The following is a 22272-nucleotide window of genomic DNA, read 5'->3' as shown; positions in this document are numbered from 1 at the left end:
GGACACCGCCTCGTCGCGGCCCTCCCCAGCGCCCCCTCCGACGTGCCACCCTGCCCGTCATGGAGCGGATCATCGGGGAGATACGCGAGGACCTGGACCGCCGGATCGCCGTGGCCGCCGAGCGGCTGGCCGACCGGTCGCCGGACGGGGATCCGGCCTGCGCCGTCTACGTCGCCCTGCTCGGCCGGGCCGCCCTGCGCGAGCGGGTCCACCATCTGCTCCGCCAGATCGTCGACGGTCTGGTGCGCGAGGCCCGCGGCCTGCCGCCCGAGCTCGGCGACGCCCGCGCCGACGGAGAGCTCCGCGCCCGGCAGGGCCTGCCGCTCGACTCCCTGCTGCGGGTGTACCGGCTCTGCGGCCGGCTGCTGTGGCAGGTCCTGACCGAGGCCGTCGCCGCCCGGGACCGGGCGGCGCTGCCCCGGCTGCTGCCGGGGGCGCCCGCCCTGTGGGACGTGGTCGACCGGATGGCGGACGCGGCGGCCGAGTCCTACCGCCGGGCCGAGGCCGTACGCGCCGACCGCGAGCGGGAGCTGCGGGGGGCCCTGCTCGACGCCCTGTTCGACGGCGGCGGTCCGGCGGACCGGTCCGCCGAGTCGGCGCGGCGGCTCGGACTGCCGGAGCGCGGACGGTTCGCCGTGGTGGTCCTCGACGCCGGAGACGGCGCGCGGACCGCCCCGGAGGGTGGCGCCCCGCGCGTGCTGTGGCGGATCCGGGCGGACGGGGAGACGGGCCTGGTGGAGCTGGGCCCGCTGCCGCTCGCCTCCGTGACGGATCTGCTCGCGCCCCTCGGCTTACGCGCCGGGGTGAGCCCGGTGGTCCAGACGCCGGGCGAGCTGGCCGGGGCCCGCCGGCTGGCCGTCCTCGCGCTGCGCGCGGCGCCGGGAGCCGACGGTCCGCACACCGCCCTGCTGGACGAGCGGCTCCCGGCGGCGCTGGTCGCGGCCGAGCCCGAACTCGCGGGCCGGCTGCGTCACGTGGTGCTGGGGCCGGTCCTGGCACTGGCCCCGGAGGACCGCAGGGTCCTGCTGACCACCCTGGGCACCTGGCTGACCTGCCGGGGCTCGACCACGTACGCGGCGCAGCGGCTGTACTGCCACCGCAACACCGTCTCGAACCGGCTGCGCCGCCTGGAGCAGCTCACCGGCCGCTCGCTGGCCGATCCCGCGCACGTCGTGGAGCTGGCGCTGGCGCACACGGCGGTCACCCAGCGCCCGGCCGGGTCCCCGCCTCCTCCTGCCGCTCCCCCTTCCGCTCCGGCTTCGCGGACTCCAGCAGGTACGGCACGTCGATCACCGCGACCCCGGGCGTGAACAGCAGGCGCGCCTTGAGCCGCAGCGCGTTCTGGTTGTGCAGGGGCTGTTCCCACCAGTGTCCGACCACGTACTCCGGGATGACCACGGAGAGCATGTCCGTGCCCTCGGCGGCCGCCTGCTCCTGCAGGTAGGCCAGCACGGGCCCGACCACCTCGCGGTACGGGGAGTGGAGCACCTTGAGCGGGATGCCCGGGTCGTGGTCCGCCCAGTCCGCGCGCAGCCGGTTCGCGCTCTCCTCGTCGGCCGCGACCGAGACGGCCGTGAGGGTGTCGGGGCGCAGCCCCATGGCGAAGCCGAGGGCCTTGAGCGTGGGGGCGTGCACGGAAGCGACGAGGACGACGACGTGGTGGCGGGCGGGCTTGCGGGGTTTGACCCCGGGAGCGACGGCGAGTTCCCGGGACACGGTGTCGTAGTGGCGGCGTACGCCCTTCATGCCGATGAAGAGCAGCGGCATGGCGATGACGACGAGCCAGGCGCCGTGGGTGAACTTGGTGATCAGGACGATGACCAGGACCACGAAGGTCATGGTGGCGCCGACCGCGTTGATGGCGAGCCGGCGGTGGATGTGGATCCGCTCCTCCTTGCGGGTCTCCGGGGAGGCGAGCTCCTGCTTCCAGTGCTTGACCATGCCCGCCTGGGAGAGGGTGAAGGAGACGAAGACGCCGATGATGTAGAGCTGGATGAGGCGGGTCAGCTGGGCGTCGAAGGCGACGATGAGGCCGATGGCGGCGAGCGCCAGCAGGACGACGCCGTTGGAGTAGACGAGCCGGTCGCCGCGGTTGAAGAGCTGGCGGGGCACGTACCGGTCCTTGGCGAGGATCGAGGCGAGCATCGGGAACCCGTTGAAGGCGGTGTTGGCGGCGAGGATCAGCACGCCGGCCGTGACGGCCTGGAGCAGGTAGAACATGAAGTGCCAGCTGCCGAAGGTGGCCCGGCCGATCTGGGCGAGCGCGGTGGACATCGGGGTTCCGGGGGCCAGGCCCAGCTCGGTCGGGTCCGCGGCCACGTGCACTTTGTAGTTCATGGCGAGGACGGTGATCCCGGCGAACATGGTGACGGCCAGGGCGCCCATCGCGGCGAGGGTGGTCGCCGCGTTCTTGCTCTTCGGCTTCTGGAAGGCGGGGACTCCGTTGCTGATGGCCTCGACGCCCGTGAGCGCGGTACAGCCGGAGGCGAAGGCGCGCAGTGCGAGCAGGACCACCGCGAGGCCGGCGTACGTGCCCTCCGCGCTGATCGGCAGATCGGCGGATTCGGCGCGGATGGTGGATCCGGTCGCGAGCCGGTAGGCGGCCACCGCGAACATCAGGTAGATGACGAGGACGAAGCCGTAGGTGGGGACGGCGAAGACCCGGCCCGACTCCCGCACCCCGCGCAGGTTCATGAGGGTCAGCAGCACCACGAAGCCCACCGACAGGGGCACTTCGTGATCGGAGAGGGAGGGGATGGCGGAGGTGATGGCGGCGACACCGGAGACCACGGAGACGGCGACCGTCATGACGTAGTCGACGAGCAGGGCGCTCGCGGCGGTGAGGGCGGCCGTCTGGCCGAGGTTCTTGGAGCTGACGATGTAGGCGCCGCCGCCGCCCGGGTAGGCGTAGCAGGTCTGCCGGTAGGAGGCGACGACGACCACGAGCAGGAACACGATGGCGGCGGCCGCGTACCAGGCGAGGTGGAGCAGCGCGACCCCGCCGAGGGCGAGGATCAGCAGGATCTCCTCGGTGGCGTAGGCCACGGAGGAGAGCGGGTCGCTGCAGAAGATCGGGAGTGCGAGCCGCTTGGGCAGCAGGGTCTCGCCCAGGCGCGCGGTGTCGAGCGGTTCGCCGACCAGCACACGTTTCGCATTGATACGCCTCATTCAGGCATGATCAGCCAAAACGGCGGCGAATCGTCCCATATAAACCCTGTGTCATGGGGTGAACCGCCTACATTTTGGCCGCCGCGCTGCGGATCGCCTCCCGGATGCGGAAGTACGTGCCGCAGCGGCAGATGTTGGCGATCGCGTCGATGTCCTCGTCCGTGGGCGTGCTCGTCCGCTTCAGCAGGGCGACGGCCGCCATGATCTGGCCGGGCTGGCAGAAGCCGCACTGGGCGACGTCCTGTTCGAGCCAGGCCTCCTGCACCGGGTGCAGGTCCTCGCCGTCGGCCAGTCCCTCGATCGTGGTCACCGACTTCCCCGCGCACGCGGAGACCGGCACCACGCACGGGCGGACGTCCACCCCGTCGAGGTGGCTGGTGCAGGCCTTGCAGACGTCCACGCCGCAGCCGTATTTGGGGCCGCGTACGTTCAGCATGTCGCGGAGCACCCACAGCAGGGGCAGATCGTCGGGCGCGTCCACGGTGACGCTCTGCCCGTTGACGGTGAAGGTGTGCGAGGGCACGGCTTGGCTCCTGGAGGCGGACTAGCGCGGGTACGGGGTGAAGTCGACGTCGAAGTCGAGGGGGAAGCTGCGCGGCTTGGTGCCGGTGGCCCGGGCATAGGCGTTGGCGATCGCGCCCACGGCGGCGGGCAGGCCCAGCTCGCCGGCCCCGCCCGGCTCGGTCCCGGTCGCCGGGAGCACGTAGACGCGTACGTCCTTCGGGGTGTCGCGCTGCTGCGCCCAGTGGAACTGGCTGTAACTGCCTTCCAGCGGGAGCCCCTTGTCCAGGTGCAGGCCTGCCTTGAGCGTGGTGGAGATCGCGTCGGTCAGGCCGCCGATCATCTGGGCCTCCAGTCCGCGCGGGTTGACGGGCAGGCCCACGTCGACGGCGATGACCGCCTTCGTGACGCGGATGTGCTCCGGGTCCCTGGTGTCGATCTCGACCAGGCAGGCCGTGCGGGACTTGTACTCCTCGTGGAAGGCGATGCCCTGGGCGCAGCCGGCCGGCATGGCCCGGCCCCAGCCCCCTTCGGTGGCCGCCTTGTCGAGTACGGCGCGCTGGGCGGCCGTCTTCAGGAAGGTCCGGCGGAACTGGTACGGGTCCCGGCCCGTCGCGGCGGCCAGCTCGTCCACCACGATCTCCTCGGCCCCGCGGGTGTTCGCCGAGTACACCGAGCGCCAGGACCCGGTGGGGACCCCGGTCGGGACCTCGGTGAGCGCCTGGGTGGTGAGTCCGAAGTTGTACGGGGACTTGATCGTGGTGAGGAACAGGGTCTGGGCGAGGGTGGCGTTGCCGATGCCGAGCGGGAGGCTGGCGGCGGTGGCGGTGATGATCTCGCCGAGTCCGTGCCGGAAGTCGGTCTCCGCGGCGGCGACCCGGTGCTCGAAGCTGAGCACCTCGCCCAGCAGGTGCGTCGCCCGGATCTTGTGGTGGGTGGCCGGGCGCATCCGGCCGTGCCGGGTGTCGTCCACCCGGGTCCACATCAGCCGGACCGGGCGGCGGCAGGCCTTGGAGATCCGGGCCGCTTCCAGGGCGGCGTCGAAGAACAGCCGCCGGCCGAAGGAGCCGCCGGCCTGCACCACGTGGACGGTGACCTTGTCGAGGGGCAGGCCGAGGTCGGCGGCGATCGTCTCGCGGGCCACGATGGGCGATTTGAGTCCGGACCAGATCTCGGCGCGGTCGCCCCGCACGTCGGCGACGGCCGAGTTGGTCTCCATCGGCGCGTGGCTGACGAAGGCGAAGTCGAACTCGGCGTCCACGTGCGCGGTGAGCAGCGGCGGCACGAGCAGCGGCGGGGTGGCGGCGCGCAGCTTCGTGCGCACGGCCGCGTCCGAGAGCTGGTCGGCCGGGCCCGGGCCCCAGGTGACCTGGAGGGCGGCCTTGGCGTCGAGGGCCTGGCCGAAGGTCTCGGCGACGACGGCGACCCCGGTGGCGATGGTGACCACGTGCAGCACGCCGGGCATGGCCCGGACGGCGTCCAGGTTGGCCACGGAGCGGACGCTGCCGCCGAGGGTGGGAGGGCGGCGGACCACGCAGGGCTTGGCGCCGGGCACGTCCAGGTCGAGGGTGTAGCGCTGGGCCCCGGTGACCATGGCGCGGGCGTCGATCCGGCTGGTGGGCTTGCCGACCAGGGCGTGCTTCGCCGCCGGCTTGGGGGTGGCCCCGAGGACGATCAGGGCGGGGTCGGCGGCGGCCGCGGCGAGGGAGCCGTAGGACGCGGTGCGGCCGTCGGGGGCGCGGACGGCGCCGTTCGCCGTGGTCAGGGTGGACGCCGGGAGCCTCCAGCGCACGGCGGCGGCCGCGACCAGGCGGGCCCGGGCGGTGGCGGCGCACTGGCGGACCGGGCCGTAGAGGGAGCGGATGGAGTTGGAGGATCCGGTGAGCTGGTTGAAGAGCAGCTCGGGGCGGGCGTCGTCCAGTTCGACCCGTACGGCGGCCAGCGGCGCGTCCAGTTCCTCGGCGACGAGCATCGCCACGGCGGTGGTGAGGCCTTGGCCCACCTCCTCGCGCGGCAGCCGGAAGCGGATCGTTCCGTCGGCCTCCACGGCGAGCGCGAGCAGGGCGGAGGTGGGGGCGCCGGCCAGGATGAACAGGTCGCCGAGGTCGACCAGGTCGGCGGGGGCGGGCAGGGTCGGCACCACGGCGTGCGCGGGCTGAGGGGCCAGGAGGTCGGCGCCGGCGCGCGTGACGAGGGCGAGGGTGGGAGCGGCGACCAGATAGGTGAGGAAGGACCGCCGGCTCTGCCCGTCGGTCGGCGGATGGCTCTGCCCGTCGGTCGGCGCATGGCTCTGCCCGGTCATGTCGTTGTGTCCCCACCCTGCGCGCGGCCCGCCCCAGCGGACCTCCCCGGCTCATTACCGCCACGTAGAGTAGCCATCCGGGGGTGCGGTGGGAAGTCTGGATCAACTACCGGGCGGAATATCGGGCATACCGCCGGAAGCTGCCGGGAGCAGGACGGACGGCGGCCGTCGGGAGCACGGGGTCCTTCGTTCGGGGGGGGGGACAGGCCCGGTCGTGTTGATCCGGATCCCGCGCCGTCCTTCGCCGGTACGGGAGGGGCGGGTCTCGCACACCTCGGCCGTACGATCGATCGCCCTCGCCCGAAGGGCCGGTTTCCGGCCGCGGGAGGACGATGGAAGAAGGACGGCAGTGCCACACCGAACACATGGGAAGAGGTGTGCGGCAGTGACGAAGTACATGGATGTCCACCACGGCATGACCGGCATCACCGCGGAGCAGCTGAAGGCCGCCCACAAGGCCGACCTGGCCATCGAGAAGGAAGAGCGCGTGCACTTCGAGCGCGCCTGGGCCGACCCCGCGTCCGGCACCGTCTACTGCCTCTCCGAGGCGCCCTCGGCGGAGGCGGTCCAGCGCATTCACGAGCGCACGGGGCACCCCGCCAGCGAGATCCACCCGGTACCGCTCACCGTGTGACGACCCGGGAAACGCAAGGGAAAGGCAAGGGTCGGCGGGGATCGCCCGCCGGCCCGTCGGCATGGGCTGACCGGATTCGTTCGCACGCTCCAGGAGGGCCGAAAGGCCTCAGGCATATGCCCGATGCAAGTCCTCCACGGATGTTGCCAAACGCCTTACAGGCCGTCGCAGGCTGTGCAACAGTCGTTACCGGCCCCTTCCTTCAGAACCGGTCCCTCCTCAGACTTGGCCGTGCCGCGCCTGTATCGGAGTTCAGATGCCGTCCCACCTGTACGCGGACCGCCCCGCGCAACCCCCAGAGCCAGGGTCGGTGGACGCGCTGATCTCGCAGACCCGGCAGCTCCGGGGCGAAGTCGACGCCGTCCGCCGCGACACCGTCGTCGACGACGACGACGCACAGGGCCGCTGGCAACGCGCACTGTGCGATCTCGCCGTCCACCACCTCGACGACCTCCGCGCACACCTGGGCCAGCTCAAGGAAGGGCTGCCGCCCGCCTCGCCCGAGTCGGCCGCGCTGCCGCAGGCCGCCCCCGAGACGGGGGCCGAGGCCCAGCAGACGAGGGTCGGCAGTGCCGAGTGGAACCTGCTGACCGATGAGGTCAGTTGGTCCGACGAGCTCTTCCAGATCTTCGGCCGCTCCCCCGAGGCCGGCGCGCTCCCCCTCGACGAACTGGGATCCACCCTGTTCTCCGAGGACCAGCCGCTGCTGACCGCGATGGTGACGGCCTGTCTGGTGGACGGCAAGCCGATCGACGGCGAGTTCCGCATCGTCCGGGCCGACGGCCGGGTCAGGACGCTGCACATGAGGGGCGAGCCGGTACTCGACTCCGACGGTTGCACGGCCACCATGTGGGCCGTGCTGCGGGACGTGAGTGAACTGCGCCGGAGCCAGCGGGCGGTGCGTGAGTCCAGGGACTCGCTGCAGCGCCGGCAGGAGATCGCGCAGACCGAGCGCCGGCTGGCGGTCGAGCTGCAGGAAGCCGTGCTCCCCCCGTGGCGCGGCTCCCTGCGGTTCCCGCACGACAACACCAGGGCGCTGGACGTCGCGGCGCACTACCTGCCCTCCGCGACCAGCGCGCTCATCGGCGGCGACTGGTACGACGCCCTCGAACTCCCCGGCGGGGATTCCATGCTGACGGTGGGTGACCTCACCGGCCACGGGGTGACCGCGACCTCCGGCATGGCGATGATGCTCGGCGCCCTGCGCGGGATGGCCATGGCCGGCATCGAGCCGGGCCCCCTGATGGGCTGGCTCAACCAGCTCCTGGAAACCTCCGTCCAGCCCGCGCTGGGATCCGCGGTGTGCTGCCGCTACGATCCCGCCCGCCGGGTGCTGTCCTGGGCCCAGGCAGGTCACCCCGCCCCGCTGCTGTTCCGGCGCGGCCAGGGTCGTTCCCTCCTGCCGCCCGAGGGCGTCCTGCTGGGAGCCACCTCCGGAGCCGCGTACGGCCAGGCCGAGGAGCGGCTGGAGATCGGCGACGTGCTCGTCCTGCACACCGACGGACTGACGCCGCGCAGCATCGAGTTCAGCAAGGCCGACGGGACCGAGCGGCTGCTGGCGCTGGCACCGCACTTCTCCGCCGCCCGGTCCGCGCAGGACTGCGTGCGCCTGGTGATCGGGGAGTTCGGCGAGGGCGAGCGCGAGGACGACGCCTGCGTACTGGTGGCCCGGATCGGCTCGTAGCGAGGTACGAGAGGCGGGCGGCTCGTAGCGAGCCGCGGGTGATTCGAGGGACTCGGGGCCGCGCCGGAAGGCGCGGCCTTTCTCGTCCCCGACCCCTCTCGTCCTCGGACCCGGGCGGTCACCCGTCTCAAACCGACCGCGCCACTGGGCTGTTCGGCAGGGCCAGCTTGATCTCCTCGCGGAGCTCCTCGATGCCGGCGAAACCGGAGTACTGGCCCGTCAGCCGGTACATCTCGCGCAGCCGGTCCCACGTCCGGTGCGAGGAGGTCTCGTTCATCGAGACCAGCGCCAGCCGGGCGTATCGGTCGGCCTGCTCCGGGTCGTCGGCGATGAAGCAGGCGGACGCCATCGAGATGTAGTCGAAGATCATCGAGCGCTGGTGGCCGTCGGCCCGCAGCCGCAGGGCCTCCCTCGCGTGCTGCTGCGCGATGGTCGCCGCCGAGGGATCGTGGTCGGCGAGGGTGCGGAAGGCCAGTGCCTGCATGCCGTGCAGATCGGCCTCGTCGAAGTGCTGCATCCAGGAGGGCGGCGGCACGTCGCCCGAGGTGGACACGAACAGGTCCTCGGCCTCGCCCAGGGTGCGGCGCATGGCCTGCCCCTTGCCGAGCGCGGCCTGCGCCCAGGCCTCGATGGTGTGGAGCATGGCGCGGGTGCGGGGCAGCGTCTGCTCGCCGGAGCCGGACTGTGCCAGCTTCATCAGGTCGAGGGCCTCGTTCGGCTTGCCCAGGTGGACCATCTGGCGGGCCGCGCGGGACAGCGCCTCCCCCGCGCGCGGCCGGTCGCCGCCCTCGCGGGCCGCGTGCGCGGCGATGACGAAGTACTTCTGCGCGGTGGGCTCCAGGCCCACGTCGTGGGACATCCAGCCCGCCAGGACGGCCAGGTTGGCCGCCACCCCCCAGAGCCTGCGCTGGAGGTGGTCGGGGTGGTGGTACGCGAGCATGCCGCCCACCTCGTTGAGCTGTCCGACCACGGCCTTGCGCTGGAGGCCGCCGCCTCTGGAGGCGTCCCAGGCGCGGAAGACGTCCACCGAGCGTTCCAGGGCCTCGATCTCCTGGGAGCCGATGGGCGCGGCCTCGTAGCGGTCGTAGCCCGCCGAGTCGGCCTGGAAGGCATCGGTGTGGCGGTGCGCGTCCTTCGCGCGGGCGGGGTCGGTGTGGAGCCAGTCGTGCATGGCGTTGCCGATGGCGGAGCCGGCGGTGAGCACGGCACCCGCGCTCATCAGACCGCGACGGTTGAGCATGAGGTCCATTCCCGTGAATTCGGTGAGGACCGCGGCTGTGCGTTCGGGCGCCCAGGGCATTCCGTCGGGGTTCTCCTGCTCCCCGTCCTGCTGTCCTTTGGCGGTGCGCCGTTGTCGTACGAACCCGAGGTCCTCGATGGTCACGACACGACCGAGCCGCTCGGTGAACAGTGCTGCCAGTACCGTGGGCACCGGTTCGCGCGGGGTCTCCCCCATGTCGATCCAGCGCCGCACCCGCGAGGTGTCGGTGGCCAGCTGGTGATGGCCCATCGAGGCCGCCTGCCGGTTGACCATCCTCGCCAGTTCGCCCTTCGACCAGCCGGCCAGGCCGAACAGGTCGTTCAGACGGGTGTTTGGACCTTTGCTCACGTCAAGCCCCCAGGTTCTCGGCTGAGTTGACAGTAACCCCCCGTCAGATGCCGAGCGACTATTCGCCAGGGTTCGCCAGGGCACGCAATGTGGTCCGCCACCCACGCCGGGGTGTCAGGTAGGAATGCGCCTCCCCGACCCGGTCACCGGCGGAACTCCCCAGGGCGATGCAGGGGATCCGGCGGGGCGGCGTACGCAACTCGTCGGCGCACGAAGGGATCCGTAACGCCATGTACGTATCAACGTCCTCCGTGTCCGCCCCGGTCCGGCCGCACCGCACGCTCCCCGCGGGCGGCGGCCCCTACCTCGAACCCGGCCGCTCCGCGGCCCCGGCGCCGGGCGCCGTTCGGGCGCGGCGGATGCCGGGTATCGGATCGCAGCCGCTCAGCGGAAGAATCGACCTGTCGGGGCCCCAAGGGGCGCAGTTGCGCACCGCACTCGCCTCCGTGCAGCGCATCTGTCCCGAGTTCGCGCCGGTCCAGGTACTGCGCCGCAGCGGCCGGTCGGTCCTGTTGGTGGGAACCACCGGACGGATGACGGCCGTCGCGAAGGTTTTACTGGATCACTCGCCCGAGTGGCGCGAGCGGTACCGGCACGAAATAGCGACGTACCGGACGTTCGTCCGGCACCGCCCGCAGGTCCGGGTGCCCCGGCTGATCGCCGCCGATCCGGAGAACTGCGTACTGATCGTCGAGCGGATGGCCGGCCGGGTCGCCGCGCTCCAGCGGCATCCGGTGGAGGCCCCTCCGCGGGCCGACCTGCGGGCGGCGCTGGGAGCGGTGCGCCAGGTGAACGGCTGGCGGCCCGCCGACGAGCTGTTCGGACGGCCGCTGGACTACGACCGGCGGATCGCCCGGGACTACCAGCTGGGCCTGCTGACCGACCGTGACTTCGGCGATCTGCAGAAGCTGCTGCACGGCGTGAAGATGTCGGGCAACCCCTGGCAGTTCAACCACGGCGACGCGCTGCTGTCGAACCTGCTGCTGTCCCCGACGGGTCCCGTGCTCCTCGACTGGGAGCACGCGGGCTGGTACCGGCCGGGCTACGACCTGGCCACCCTGTGGACGGTACTGGGCGACGCCCCCGCCGCACGCGCCCAGATCAGCCGCCTGGCCCAGGCGGCCGGACCGGCCGCGCGGGACGCGTTCCTGGTCAACCTGATGCTGGTGCTGACCCGGGAGATCCGGATGTCGGAGACGGCCGTGCAGCGCTCGATGCTGGCGACCACCCCGACCCAGGCACCGCCGGCGGGATCCCTGTCCTCGGGCGAGGAGCAGCGCCTGCTGCTGCGCCGCCTGCACGACGACGCGGGCATGGCCCGCAGGGCGGTCCGAGCGGCGGTGGGCACGCGCTGACCTTCGGCGCCCGATGGTCGCGGTGGACCAGTGGCCCGGTGGGCTCCTGGCCCACCGGGCCACTGGTCCACCGGGCCCCTGGTCCCCCGGCTCCGTAGTCCCGCGGCTCGTCCGGCCGCGGACTACGGCGTGTTGCACACTGGTGTTCGCTCCGGCGCACGCCGGAACGAACAGGGGAGGAAAACATGCGCATACGCAATCTGGCGGCCGCCGTCACCCTGACGGCAGGGCTCGTGGCGACCGGTGCCGGGGCCGGGGCGGCGATGGCGGCGGACGAATCCGTGCGAGCGATCGCGGGCCCCACCCCTTACGCCAACTACGCCCCGGCGGCCGACGGGAACGGAGCCGCTCGCACGGCGGACTTCACGCCCAACCGGTGACCTGACCCGGGCCCGGCGGCCCGACCCCCCGAAATCCCGTGGTGCGCACATCCGGTGCGTACGCCACGGGATTTCGCATGTCCGCTCCGGATGTGCGACTGGCGCGTATGCCTTGACTTCACATGATCCCCCGAAGACCTTTTCTGACTCAGCATCAGAATGCTGGATCCATCCCCTCCCCCCTCTCCGCTGGAGCCTGCCCATGACCGCGAGAACCGCCTCCTCAGCGAGTCGCGAACCAAGCGATGCCCTCCCCTCCCGCCGGACGGTCCTCGCCGGGACCGGCGCCGGGGTACTCGCCGCCACCGTGCTGCCGGCTGCCGGCGCGCACGCCGCGGACGGGCCCGCGCTCGGCGAGTACGACGTCGTCGTGGTCGGCTCCGGAGCGGCCGGAATGACCGCCGCGCTCACCGCGGCCAAGCGGGGCCTGAGCGTGCTCGTGGTCGAGAAGGCCCCGACCTTCGGCGGTTCGGCCGCCCGGTCCGGCGCCGGGATCTGGCTGCCCAACAACTCGGTGATTTTGGGAGCGGGCGTCCCGGACACTCCGGCGAAGGCGGCGCAGTACCTGGCGGCCGTCGTCGGCAACGGCTCCTCCGCGGACCGGCAGGCGGCCTTCCTCGCCAACGGGCCCCGGATGCTGGACTTCGTGATGGCCAGCAGCCCGCTGCGCTTCCGCTTCATGGACGGCTACAGCGACTACTACCCGAACCTCCCCGGCGGGCTCCCCAACGGCCGCTCCATCGAGCCGGACCAGATCGACGGGAACATACTCGGTGCCGAGCTGGCCCACCTGAACCCGGCGTACATGCCCGTGCCCGCCGGCATGGTGGTGTTCAGCCAGGACTACAAGTGGCTCAACCTCGCCGCAGTCAGCGCGAAGGGACTCGCGGTGTCCACCGAATGCCTGGCGCGCGGTACGGCGGCCGCGCTGTGCGGGCAGAAGCCGCTGACCATGGGCCAGGCCCTGGCGACCGGCCTGCGGGCCGGACTGCTGCAGGCCGGGGTCCCCGTATGGCTGAACAGCCCGCTCGTCGACCTGGTCCAGGAGGGCGGCGCGGTCACCGGCGTCGTGGTGGAGAAGGCGGGCGTACGGGGCGTGGTGCGGGCCCGCAAGGGCGTGGTCATCGGCTCGGGCGGATTCGAGCACAACGCGGAGATGCGGGCCCAGTACCAGCAGCAGCCGGTCGGCACCCAGTGGTCGGTCGGCGCGAAGGAGAACACGGGCGACGGGATCCGCGCGGGCCAACGGGCCGGTGCGGCGCTCGCGTTGATGGACGACGCCTGGTGGGGTCCGTCCATCCCGCTCCCCAACGAACCGTACTTCTGCCTGGCCGAACGGACCCTGCCCGGGGGCCTGATGGTCAACGGAAAGGGCACCCGCTTCGTCAACGAGGCCGCCCCGTACAGCGATGTGGTGCACGTGATGTACGAGAAGGACCGGAACGCCACCGGCTCGCACATCCCGGCCTGGCTGATCGTCGATCAGAACTACCGCAACAAGTACCTGTTCAAGGACATCCTGCCGACGCTCGTCTTCCCCGACTCCTGGTACCAGGTGGGCGCCGCGAAGAAGGCATGGACCTGGGACGCCCTGGCCAACCAGATCGGGGTGCCGGCGGCCGCCCTGCGCTCGACGCTCAACCGGTTCAACGGCCAGGCGTGGAACGGCACCGACCCCGACTTCCACCGGGGCGACACCGCGTACGACCACTACTACACGGACCCGGGCGTGACGCCGAACTCCTGTCTGGCCCCGATCTGGGCGCCGCCGTTCTACGCCTTCAAGATCGTGCCGGGCGACCTGGGCACGAAGGGCGGCATCGTCACGGACGCGCGGGCCCGCGCGCTGCGCGCGGACGGATCGGTGATCCGGGGCCTGTGGGCGGCGGGCAACGCGAGTGCGGCCGTGATGGGGCACAGCTACGCGGGGGCCGGGTCGACGATCGGTCCCGCGATGACCTTCGGCTACGTGGCCGCCAACGACATCGCGGACGCGTGACGGCCGCGGCCGACGCCGCGGCTACGGCCGGCCCCGCCGGCTAGCCCTGCTGGAAGAGCTCTGCCGGGAGCGGCTTCAGCAGCGCGTAGAGATCGTCCGTGATCGGCCGGTCCCAGCTCGCGATGGTGACCAGCACGTTGTCACTGCGGTCGAACTGCACGCAGCTGATCCGGCTCTCGGAGAGCTTGACCTTGCGGACGATGAGGAGGTTGTCGCCCTGCATGACGGGGCAGTCCTCGGCACCGGTGACCTCGACGTCCTCGTCGTTCTCGAGGGCGTCGAGGAGCTGGGCCACCTCGAAGGGGACCTGGCCCTCGGAGAGGTCGCGCGCGGGGGAACCCTCGGGGAGGTTTCCGATGATCATCGCGGGGCCGCGTCCGCCGAACAGGTCGTAGCGGAGGAAGACACCCTGGCAGCTGCCGTCGGGCGCGGGCAGCAGCCCGGCCCCGAGATTGCCCGGCCAGTCCCCCGGGTCCATGGCCAGGACGTCGAAGTCCGGGCCGGCGGGTGTGGCGGCGCGGTGGCGGCGGAGGAAGGACATGCCGCCATGGTACGTGCCCTGCCGCGTCCCGCGGCCCTCCACCCCCGACCCGGCCCCCCGTGCCCCGGCTCCGGCTGCACCGCTGCGCGGGCCGAAGTCCCCTACCCGCCCTTCCACCGTTCCCCGGGCTCCGCCCGGACCCCTGCCGCGTGCGGCGCCGTTTCCGGGGGCCAGCCCCCGGACCCCCGCGCCTCAAACGCCGGCGAGGCTGGGTTCTTCCAGCCCCTCCGGCGTTTGAGGAGCGGGGTCCGGGGCGGAGCCCCGGGGAACGGGCGAAGGGCGGGGAGGGGATCTCGCCCCGCAGGGCCCTCCCCAGCCCCGCCGGGCCCGTCAGCGCACCGGGGGTCCGGGGCTCCGGTCAGTGCACGGGGGCCGGGCCGGAGTCGGCCACGGGGAGGCACGGGAAGGTGCCGCCGCAGGCGAGGAGGGCGTTCGTGACGGTGGCCACCAGCCCGTCCGCCCCACAGGCCCGGGCCGCCAGGACCGCCCGGAGCAGGAGCTCCGTATCCCCCCGCTCCTCCCCCAGCGCGGCCAGCGCGAGCGCCAGCTCATAGGCCGCCGGCGAAGCCGACAGGACCGACACCGCCTCCTCCAGGAGGGCCCGGCGGTCCTGCGGCGCAGCCACCTCCGCTGCCACCCGCAGGGCCTGGCCGATGCCGGACGCGGCCCCGAAGGCGCGGGCCCTGCGTACGGCCTCCTCCGCCAGCTCCCGCGCCCGCGCAGGGTCCTCCGCGGAGACCGCGCGGGCCAGGTGGAGCCGCCAGGGGCACCAGGACGGGTTCTGGATCCCCCGGGGGGTCAGCCGCCGGTCCACCGCCTCCAGCTCCGCCGCGGCGGCCTTCGCCTGGCCTCGGGCCAGCAGCAGTTCCGCGTAGACGGTTTGGGAGTCGGGGAAGACGACCGCCGCGGGGAAGGGCTCCCCGTACTCGTGCTCGCGGACCAGTTCCCAGGCCTCGTCCGCCCGGCCCCGCGCCAGCAGCGTGGTGACGAGGATCGCGATGGCGTACCAGTGCACGGGCGTACGCCGCCCGACGCGCTCGGCGAGACGGAGCCCGGCCCGCGCCAGCTCCTCCGCCTCGGCGAGGCGCCCCCGGCGGTAGCGGATGTAGGCGCGCAGGCTGTAGGCGAAGGACAGGTGCGCGCCGCGCCAGCCCTGCCGCTCGAACTCGGCGGTGCCGGCTTCGAACAGTTCCTCGGCCCGCTCCGGCCGGTCCGCGTACATGTGCACCATCGCGACGAGCACCGGGACCTCGAAGCCCCGGTCCGCGTAGGCCCAGCTGAACTCGGTTTCCAGGACCCGCCCGGCATGGTGGAGGACCACGTCGACGGGCTCCCCGCGCAGGCAGGCGTCCCAGGCGCGCAGCCCGATGACGTACCGCTCGGTGAGGTCGCGCCCGGCCAGCCGGTCCGCGAGCTTCGCGAGCCGCCGGGAGCGCGCCGGGGAGTCCGGCTCGGCGGCGTTGAAGGCGTCCCACATGAACTGCTCGGACTGCAGGCGCAGTCGGCCGCGCAGGTCCTGGGTGTGGGGGATCTCCCGCGCGAGGCATTCCGAGGCCTCGGCGAGGCGGTCGCTGTGCGACAGGACCTGGGCCAGCCGGATGACGATGCCCTGGCGCAGCGCCGGGTCCTCGAAGGGCTCCGCGAGGGCGGCGCGCAGGTGGTTGACGGTGTTGGCGGGCTCGGTGAGCAGGGAGGCGCAGCCCAGTTCGTACAGGACGGCCGCCCGCTCGTCGAAGTCCGGGGGTTCGCGCAGGGCCCGTGCGAGCTGGCGGCGGGCGGCTTCGGGGGCGCCGGCCCGGAGGTTCTCGCCGGCCGCCTCGCGCAGGGTGCGCACCACCCAGGGGTCGTTCTCGGGGTGGGTCTCCAGCAGGTGGCGGGCGGCGGCGGAGGGCCCGAGTCCCGCGTCGACGACGGCCGCTGCGGCCTTTCCGTGCAGGGCGACGCGCAGGGCGTCGGGGATCGCGCGGTATATGGCGGTGGCGATGAGGGGGTGTACGAACTCCAGCCCGGCCTCGTCGGCTTCCCCGGCCGCGGCTTCCTCGGCGGCGGCCGACAGGATGCGGGCGTCGCGCAGCCGCCCGGTGGCGTCGACGGCTTCCTCGGTGCCGAGTCCGGCGACGCGGGCGGCGAGTTCCCGGGGGATGTCGGTGCCGAGGACGGCGCAGGCCCAGGCGAAGCGGACGGTGGAGGGGCCGAGGCTGTGCAGGCGGGCGACGAGGCCGCTGCCGCGCTGGGCGGCGGCGAGGTCGCGCAGGAGCGGAGCGCTGGCTTCGACGGGGGCGAGCCCCTTGTCCCGGACCTTCGCGGTGAGCTCGACGGCTTCGAAGGGGTTGCCGGTGGTGACGGCCCACGCCTCGCGGCAGAACGCCTCGTCGGCGTGTTCCCCGACGGCTTCGCGGACCAGGCCGGAGACGGCCTCGGCGGTGAGCGGTGCGAGGCTCAGCGGCCGGTGTCCCGCGCGGCCGGGCAGCGTACGGAAGGCTTCGGCGTGCGCGGGCAGTTCGTCGGGGCGGTAGGCGACGACGAGGAGGAGCGGGAGGTGTTCGGCGCGCGGGGCGAAGGCGGCGAGCCAGGAGAGGGATTCGGGGTCGGCCCAGTGGGCGTCGTCCAGGACCAGGGCGACGGGGGCGCGCTGCACCACGAGGTGGGTGAGGACCCAGTCGAGTCCGTCGCGCAGGCCCTGGGGGTCGGGCGGGGCGCCCTGTTCGGCCGCGCAGAGGCCGAGGGCGGGGCCGACGATGGAGTACCAGCTGCCGAGGGCCTCGCGCAGTTCCGCGTCGGAGGTGCCGGCGAGCTGGGGCTGGATGAGCTGGCGGGCGACGTGGAAGGGCTGGCTCTGCTCCTGTTCGCCGCCGCGGGCCGCGAGGACGGTGCAGGCCTTGGTGTGGGCGCGGCGGCGGACTTCGCCGAGGAGCGTGGTCTTGCCGAGGCCTGCGGGTCCGGAGAAGGCCAGCAGGGCTCCGCCGGCGTCGGGGCCCGGGTCGGTGAGCTGCTCCAGGGCTTCGTCGACGGCGGTGAGTTCCGTGTCGCGTTCGAACATCGTGCGCCGTTTGCGGGTCCGGCGTTCCGTCATGGCTGGTACCCCCCAGGCCTGTTCGGGGGTTCAGCGTACGCCCGCGTACGCGCCCGGGAAGCCCTGTGCGGCAAATAAAGCTGATCTTCTTTCGGGGGGCGCCGCCCTGTGCTATTCCCGTCGGGTCAGTCCTGTGCGGAGCGTTCCGCGAGGGCTTCCAGGACGGCCACGGCCTCGTCGGCCCGGGCGGCGTCCACGAAGAGGTGGTCGTGGTGGTAGCCGGCGATGACGTTGCAGCTCAGGCCGTGTGCGCCGAGTTCGGTGGCGAAGGCGGCGGTGAGGCCGACGGCGTCGAGCGAGGAGTGGACGCGCAGGGTGATCCAGCCCGCGGTGTACGTGTACGGGAGTCCGGCTCCGTCCGCGTCCTCCTGGCTCAGCACGAGGGTGAGCCCCTCGGGTTCCAGGACGGAGGCGACGGGGGTGAGCCCGGCCAGGGCCTCCGGGTCGGTGTCGCCGGGGATGGTGCAGAACACGTACAGCCCGTCGTTCAGCTCGGGTCGCATTCCGCTCAGCAGCTTCCGCAGGTCGTTTTCTCCGCTCATGCCCCCACCGTACCGGTCATCCCGTTATGGCCGGTACGACACCCCTGGGGCACCTGTACGGCGCCCCTGCGTCAGTCGCCCTCGTAGAGCCTGCGGTGCCACCAGGCGCGCGGACTGCCGCTCCAGTCCACCCACCCCCCGGCGGACGGGACCGGGTGCGGGAGCGTCCGGCGGCGGAACTCCTCGTCCAGGCTCCGGAGCACGCGGCCCAGTGCGGTGCGGGCGGCCGGCGGCAGGGCCCGGTACAGATCGCCCAGGTCGTCCCGGACGACGGCTACGTCGTCGCGTGCGCAGCCGGGGCAGGCCGGGCACGAGGAGGGGACCAGGAGCAGGGGGCTGCCGGGGCGGCTCAGGAAGGTCCGGTACCGGCTCAGCAGGTCCGCGACCTCGTGGCCCCGTCCGGGCCGGGACCAGTGCGCAGCGGCGGCGGCATCGGGCGACAGCCGGTCCACGGGCGGGAGTTCCCGCGCCCAGGCGGGCGGCCGCCGGTCCTCGTACGTTCCTCGTTCGGCGCGCAGGGCGCCGGGCCGTCTACGCGGCATCGCCCTTTCGGCGGGTGGTCGTCATGGCGGCCACGGTGCCGGAACCTTCGGGGTCCGGCAAGGGATTTACGGAGGGGGCGCGGGCGGTCGCTCCGGATGCGGGCCCGGCGGCCACCGGGGCGGCGGCTCCGCGCCCGGTGGTGCGCCGCTCCCCGTGCCGTCGCCGGCTACGTGAGGTCGAACTCCCCGCCCCGCGCGTTCAGGACGAACTTGCGCCACTCGTCCGGCGCGAAGATCAGCGAGGGACTTTCGGGGCGGTCGCCGTTGCGCATCGCGATGAACCCCTCCACGAAGGCGATCTGGACGTCACCCGCCCCCCGGCTGCTCGACTGCCAGTCCGCCTCGGTCAGATCGAGGTCCGGCTTTCCCCAGCCGGCCGGCGCCTTCGAAGTCATGCTCTCTGCCACGTGCGTGCTCCTCCCGGTACTCCCGGTTCGTCGTCCCGGGGGCCAGGTTAGCCATCGCACGCCGTGCCGCACAGGCCACGGTGCGTCACTCGTGGCCTGTACGGCACTCACCCCGGAATCCGGCTTCCGCTCAGGAACCCGGCTGCTCCGCTCCCACCAGCCACATCGCGAAGAACTGCGCCCCGCCGCCGTAGGCGTGGCCCATCGCCCGCCGGGCGTCCGGGACTTGGTGCTCGCCCGCCTGACCGCGCACCTGGAGGGCCGCCTCCGCGAAGCGGATCATGCCGGAGGCGCCGATGGGGTTGGTGGACAGCACGCCGCCCGACGGGTTGACGGGCAGGTCGCCGTCGAGCTCCGTGACTCCGGCCTCGGTGAGCTTCCAGCCCTCGCCCTCGTCGGCGAAGCCGAGGTTCTCCAGCCACATCGGCTCGTACCAGGAGAACGGCACGTACATCTCCACGGCGTCGATCTCCCGGCGCGGATCGGTGATCCCCGCCTGCCGGTAGACGTCGGCCGCGCAGTCCTTGCCCGCCTGCGGGGACACGAAGTCCTTCCCCGCGAAGAGGGTCGGCTCGCTGCGCATCGCCCCGCCGTGCACCCAGGCCGGCGGCTTCGGCGAACGGGCCGCGCCCGCCCGGTCGGTGAGGATCATCGCGCAGGCGCCGTCGGAGGACGGGCAGGTCTCGGAGTACCGGATCGGGTCCCACAGCATCGGGGACGCCTGGACCTTCTCCAGGGTGATGTCGTGCTCGTGCAGGTGCGCGTACGGGTTCTTCAGCGCGTTGCGGCGGTCCTTGTACGCGACGAGCGAGCCCACCGTGTCGGGGGCGCCGGTGCGCCGCATGTACGCGCGCACGTGCGGGGCGAAGAACCCGCCGGCCCCCGCCAGCAGCGGCTGCTGGAAGGGAACGGGCAGCGAGAGCCCCCACATGGCGTTGGACTCGGACTGCTTCTCGAAGGCGAGGGTCAGCACCGTGCGGTGGACCCGGGCGGCGACGAGGTTGGAGGCGACCAGCGCCGTCGAGCCGCCCACCGAACCGGCCGTGTGCACCCGGAGCATGGGCTTGCCGACGGCGCCGAGGGCGTCCGCGAGGTACAGCTCCGGCATCATGACGCCCTCGAAGAAGTCGGGGGCCTTGCCGATGACGACCGCGTCGATGTCCGCCCAGGTCAGTTCGGCGTCCGCGAGGGCCCGCGCGGCGGCTTCGCGCACCAGTCCCGCGATGGAGACGTCGTGGCGGGCGGCCACGTGCTTGGTCTGGCCGATGCCGACGATGGCCACCGGCTCCTTGCCCGTCGTGCTCATGCTCGGTCCCCTTCCAGGACGGCGACCAGGTTCTGCTGGAGGCAGGGGCCGGAGGTGGCGTGCGCGACGGCCCGGTCGGACTCGCCGCGGTGGATGCGGGCGGCCGCCTCGCCGATCCGGATCAGGCCGGCGGCCATCATCGGGTTGGCTGCGAGCGCTCCGCCGGAGGGGTTGACGGCGACGTCCCCGGCGAGTCCGAGGGCCTTGCGGAGCACGACCTCCTGGGAGGAGAACGGCGCGTGCAGTTCCGCGGTGTCCACCGGGGCCTCGAAGACGCCCGCGTGCTCTGCCGCGATCCGCGTCGAGGGGGAGTCGGTGAGGTCGCGCAGCCCCAGGCTGTGGGCCTCGATGCGGTGGTCGATGCCGGTGATCCAGGCGGGCCGCTCGCACAGCCGGCGTGCCACGTCCCCGGCGGCCAGGATGACGGCGGCCGCGCCGTCGCCGATGGGCGGGCAGTCTCCGGTGCGCAGCGGGGCGACCTGGTACTCGCCCTGCGCGACGGCTCCGCTGAGCTGGGCGTGCGGGTTGGCTCCCGCGGAGGCCCGGCTGCGGGCGCCGATCGCGGCGAGCCCGGCTTCGTCGGTCTCTCCCGCGTCAATGAGCGCCTGGGCCTGGAGGGCGGCCAGGGCCACCGAGTCGGGCCAGAGCGGAGCGACGTAGTACGGGTCGAGCTGGCGGGTCAGCACGTCGCGCACCGACCCCGGCGAGGACTTCCCGTAGGAGTAGACGAGGGCGGTGTCGGCCTCGCCGGTCTGGATCTTGACCCAGGCCTCGTAGAGGGCCCAGGCGCCGTCCATCTCCACGTGCGATTCGGAGATGGGCGGCCAGGCGCCGACCCCGTCGAGGGTCATGGTGAAGGAGAAGGCCCGGCCGGCGAGGTAGTCGCTGGAACCGGAGCAGGTGAAGCCGATCTCGCCCGCCTTCAGTCCGGTGGCGGCCAGCACTTGGTGCAGGACCGGCATGACCATCTCTACTTCGCTGAGCTCGTCTGTACGGCGCAGGTGGTCGCTCTGTGCGAAGGCGACCACCGCGACCTCACGGGCGTATCGGGCCATCAGATGAGCTCCTTGTACACGTCGTAGTCCGCGTCCGGCTCTCCGGTGGGGCGGTAGTGGTCGGGGAAGCGCCCGCCCTCGGTCCAGACGGGTTCGACCCGCAGCCCCATCCGCACCTGGTCGTACGGGATGCCGCCGATCCGGCCGTGGAGGGCCAGGCCGGCGCCGTCGAGGGCGATGTGTGCGTAGACGTAGGGGACTTCGATGTCGAGGTTCTTGGCCTTGATGTTGACGATGCAGTAGGTGGTGACGGTGCCCGCCGGCCCGACCTCGACCCGGTCGGTCGTCGCCACCCCGCAGGTGGGGCAGGCGCCACGCGGGGGCACGTACACCTTGTGGCAGGAGGGGCAGCGCTCGCCGATGGTCTTCTGCTCGGAGAGCCCGGCGATGTACGCGGTCTGCGCGCGGCCGGGGCTGTACGAGTAGTCCAGGCGGGCCTCGGCGACGATCCCGGTGACGGCGTCGGCGAACTCCCCGCTGTGCGGTGCCGCTTGGGTGCCCGGCTCCCCGTCCCCGGCGGGCTCGAAGCAGGCGATGTCGGTAATGGCCCCGGTCCGCTCCGCGGCCCACCGCACGCGGACCCGCATGCCGGTGGTGACCGCCTCGGGCCCGGGGGCGTCGAGGGCGTGCAGGAGGGCCGTGTCCGCGCCGTCGAGGCGGACGAGCACCCAGGCGAAGGGCGTGGCGAGGGGCTGGTTGGGGCGCGGCGAACCGTTCCAGGCCCAGGTGGTGACGGTCCCGGTGGTGCCCACCTCGACCAGGTCACGGATCTCCTCGGCGGTGACGGGGTCGTACTCGACGGGCGGCACCATCACCTTGCCGTCGGCGGTGGTGACCCCGAGGACGACCCCTTCGCGCAGGCCGGTGAGGAAGGCGCTCTGCACGGGGCCGAGGGAGCGGGTGAAGGGGAACTCGACGACGAGGGGCGCACGGAGGATCTCGGGTGGCGACGCGGCTGTCATGGGTGGGTCTCCGATGTAGGGGGCGGGACACTGGCAGCCCCGCCGGGCGAACAAGATCTGCCGGGGCCGACTCGGGCTCCGCCGAACCAATCAGGCACCGCCGGGGCCCATTCAGCCCCGCCGGCGTTTGAGGCGCAGGGGTCCGGGGACTGGTCCCCGGCAACGGCGCCGCACCCGTGCCCCGGTCCGTTACCACCGACACAGCCGTGGGC

Annotated in this window: 18 protein-coding genes; 6 read left to right on the top strand and 12 right to left on the bottom strand. The window is 72.9% G+C overall.

Annotated features, from left to right (window positions below; genetic code table 11):
* Positions 1-59: 59 nt before the first annotated feature.
* Positions 60-1310 (top strand): PucR family transcriptional regulator, encoded by a 1251-nt coding sequence (locus OHA37_RS35160; RefSeq protein WP_266911485.1) that lies wholly within the window; start codon positions 60-62, stop codon positions 1308-1310.
* Here the strand turns inward: OHA37_RS35160 and OHA37_RS35155 are convergent.
* The 3 genes from OHA37_RS35155 to OHA37_RS35145 all read right to left on the bottom strand — a co-directional run bounded on the left by OHA37_RS35155 (position 1201) and on the right by OHA37_RS35145 (position 5971).
* Entirely contained in the window at positions 1201-3168 is a 1968-nt protein-coding gene (locus OHA37_RS35155) for an APC family permease (protein WP_266911483.1), read from the bottom strand. The two genes, OHA37_RS35160 and OHA37_RS35155, sit on opposite strands and share 110 nt — an antisense overlap.
* A 67-nt stretch (positions 3169-3235) precedes the next feature.
* A complete protein-coding gene (locus OHA37_RS35150) occupies positions 3236-3691 on the bottom strand; it encodes a (2Fe-2S)-binding protein (protein WP_266875757.1) in 456 nt (151 codons plus the stop codon).
* A gap of 21 nt (positions 3692-3712) precedes the next feature.
* Positions 3713-5971: a xanthine dehydrogenase family protein molybdopterin-binding subunit gene (locus tag OHA37_RS35145; protein ID WP_266911480.1), complete on the bottom strand. Its 2259-nt coding sequence runs from the start codon at positions 5969-5971 to the stop codon at positions 3713-3715.
* A 385-nt stretch (positions 5972-6356) separates the two neighbouring features.
* On the opposite strand from OHA37_RS35145, the gene OHA37_RS35140 reads away from it, so the two are divergent.
* Together OHA37_RS35140 and OHA37_RS35135 are read left to right on the top strand one after the other, a co-directional pair.
* Positions 6357-6605: an SCO4226 family nickel-binding protein gene (locus tag OHA37_RS35140; protein ID WP_266911478.1), complete on the top strand. Its 249-nt coding sequence runs from the start codon at positions 6357-6359 to the stop codon at positions 6603-6605.
* A gap of 256 nt (positions 6606-6861) precedes the next feature.
* Positions 6862-8289 carry a PP2C family protein-serine/threonine phosphatase gene (locus OHA37_RS35135; protein ID WP_266911476.1) on the top strand — a complete coding sequence of 476 codons (1428 nt, stop codon included), beginning with the start codon at positions 6862-6864 and terminating at the stop codon, positions 8287-8289.
* Positions 8290-8416: 127 nt separating this feature from the next.
* Here the strand turns inward: OHA37_RS35135 and OHA37_RS35130 are convergent, their stop codons facing one another.
* Positions 8417-9898 (bottom strand): DNA-binding protein NsdB, encoded by a 1482-nt coding sequence (locus OHA37_RS35130; RefSeq protein WP_266911474.1) that lies wholly within the window; start codon positions 9896-9898, stop codon positions 8417-8419.
* A 230-nt stretch (positions 9899-10128) separates the two neighbouring features.
* On the opposite strand from OHA37_RS35130, the gene OHA37_RS35125 reads away from it, so the two are divergent.
* The 3 genes from OHA37_RS35125 (at position 10129) to kstD (ending at position 13632) form a co-directional block, all read left to right on the top strand.
* Positions 10129-11253, top strand: coding sequence for an aminoglycoside phosphotransferase family protein (locus OHA37_RS35125; protein ID WP_266911472.1), 1125 nt, complete (start codon positions 10129-10131; stop codon positions 11251-11253).
* A gap of 185 nt (positions 11254-11438) precedes the next feature.
* Positions 11439-11633: a hypothetical protein gene (locus tag OHA37_RS35120; RefSeq protein WP_266911470.1), complete on the top strand. Its 195-nt coding sequence runs from the start codon at positions 11439-11441 to the stop codon at positions 11631-11633.
* A gap of 202 nt (positions 11634-11835) precedes the next feature.
* On the top strand, positions 11836-13632 hold the full coding sequence (gene kstD, locus OHA37_RS35115; RefSeq protein WP_323182389.1) for a 3-oxosteroid 1-dehydrogenase: 1797 nt from the start codon (positions 11836-11838) through the stop codon (positions 13630-13632).
* A 40-nt stretch (positions 13633-13672) separates the two neighbouring features.
* On the opposite strand, the gene OHA37_RS35110 is transcribed toward kstD, so the two are convergent.
* From OHA37_RS35110 to OHA37_RS35075, 8 genes are all read right to left on the bottom strand, one after another.
* On the bottom strand, positions 13673-14173 hold the full coding sequence (locus OHA37_RS35110) for a hypothetical protein (protein WP_266911468.1): 501 nt from the start codon (positions 14171-14173) through the stop codon (positions 13673-13675).
* Between the two features lie 358 nt (positions 14174-14531).
* On the bottom strand, positions 14532-17246 hold the full coding sequence (locus OHA37_RS35105; RefSeq protein WP_266911466.1) for an ATP-binding protein: 2715 nt from the start codon (positions 17244-17246) through the stop codon (positions 14532-14534).
* 125 nt (positions 17247-17371) lie between these two features.
* A complete protein-coding gene (locus OHA37_RS35100) occupies positions 17372-17788 on the bottom strand; it encodes an ACT domain-containing protein (RefSeq protein ID WP_266911464.1) in 417 nt (138 codons plus the stop codon).
* A 71-nt stretch (positions 17789-17859) separates the two neighbouring features.
* On the bottom strand, positions 17860-18330 hold the full coding sequence (locus OHA37_RS35095; RefSeq protein WP_266911462.1) for a hypothetical protein: 471 nt from the start codon (positions 18328-18330) through the stop codon (positions 17860-17862).
* A gap of 167 nt (positions 18331-18497) precedes the next feature.
* Entirely contained in the window at positions 18498-18725 is a 228-nt protein-coding gene (locus tag OHA37_RS35090) for a DUF397 domain-containing protein (protein WP_375949687.1), read from the bottom strand.
* A 142-nt stretch (positions 18726-18867) separates the two neighbouring features.
* A complete protein-coding gene (locus OHA37_RS35085) occupies positions 18868-20043 on the bottom strand; it encodes a thiolase domain-containing protein (protein ID WP_266911458.1) in 1176 nt (391 codons plus the stop codon).
* Positions 20040-21098 carry a thiolase domain-containing protein gene (locus tag OHA37_RS35080; RefSeq protein WP_266911456.1) on the bottom strand — a complete coding sequence of 353 codons (1059 nt, stop codon included), beginning with the start codon at positions 21096-21098 and terminating at the stop codon, positions 20040-20042. Before OHA37_RS35080 ends, OHA37_RS35085 begins: the two co-directional genes overlap by 4 nt.
* Positions 21098-22060 carry an OB-fold nucleic acid binding domain-containing protein gene (locus OHA37_RS35075; protein ID WP_266911454.1) on the bottom strand — a complete coding sequence of 321 codons (963 nt, stop codon included), beginning with the start codon at positions 22058-22060 and terminating at the stop codon, positions 21098-21100. The genes OHA37_RS35080 and OHA37_RS35075 overlap by 1 nt, the downstream gene beginning before the upstream one ends.
* Positions 22061-22272: the final 212 nt, after the last annotated feature.

Source organism: Streptomyces sp. NBC_00335, from assembly GCF_036127095.1.
GTDB lineage: Bacteria > Actinomycetota > Actinomycetes > Streptomycetales > Streptomycetaceae > Streptomyces.
The sequence above is the reverse complement of the archived record's forward strand: the minus strand, read 5'-3'. Positions and strand labels throughout refer to the sequence as shown.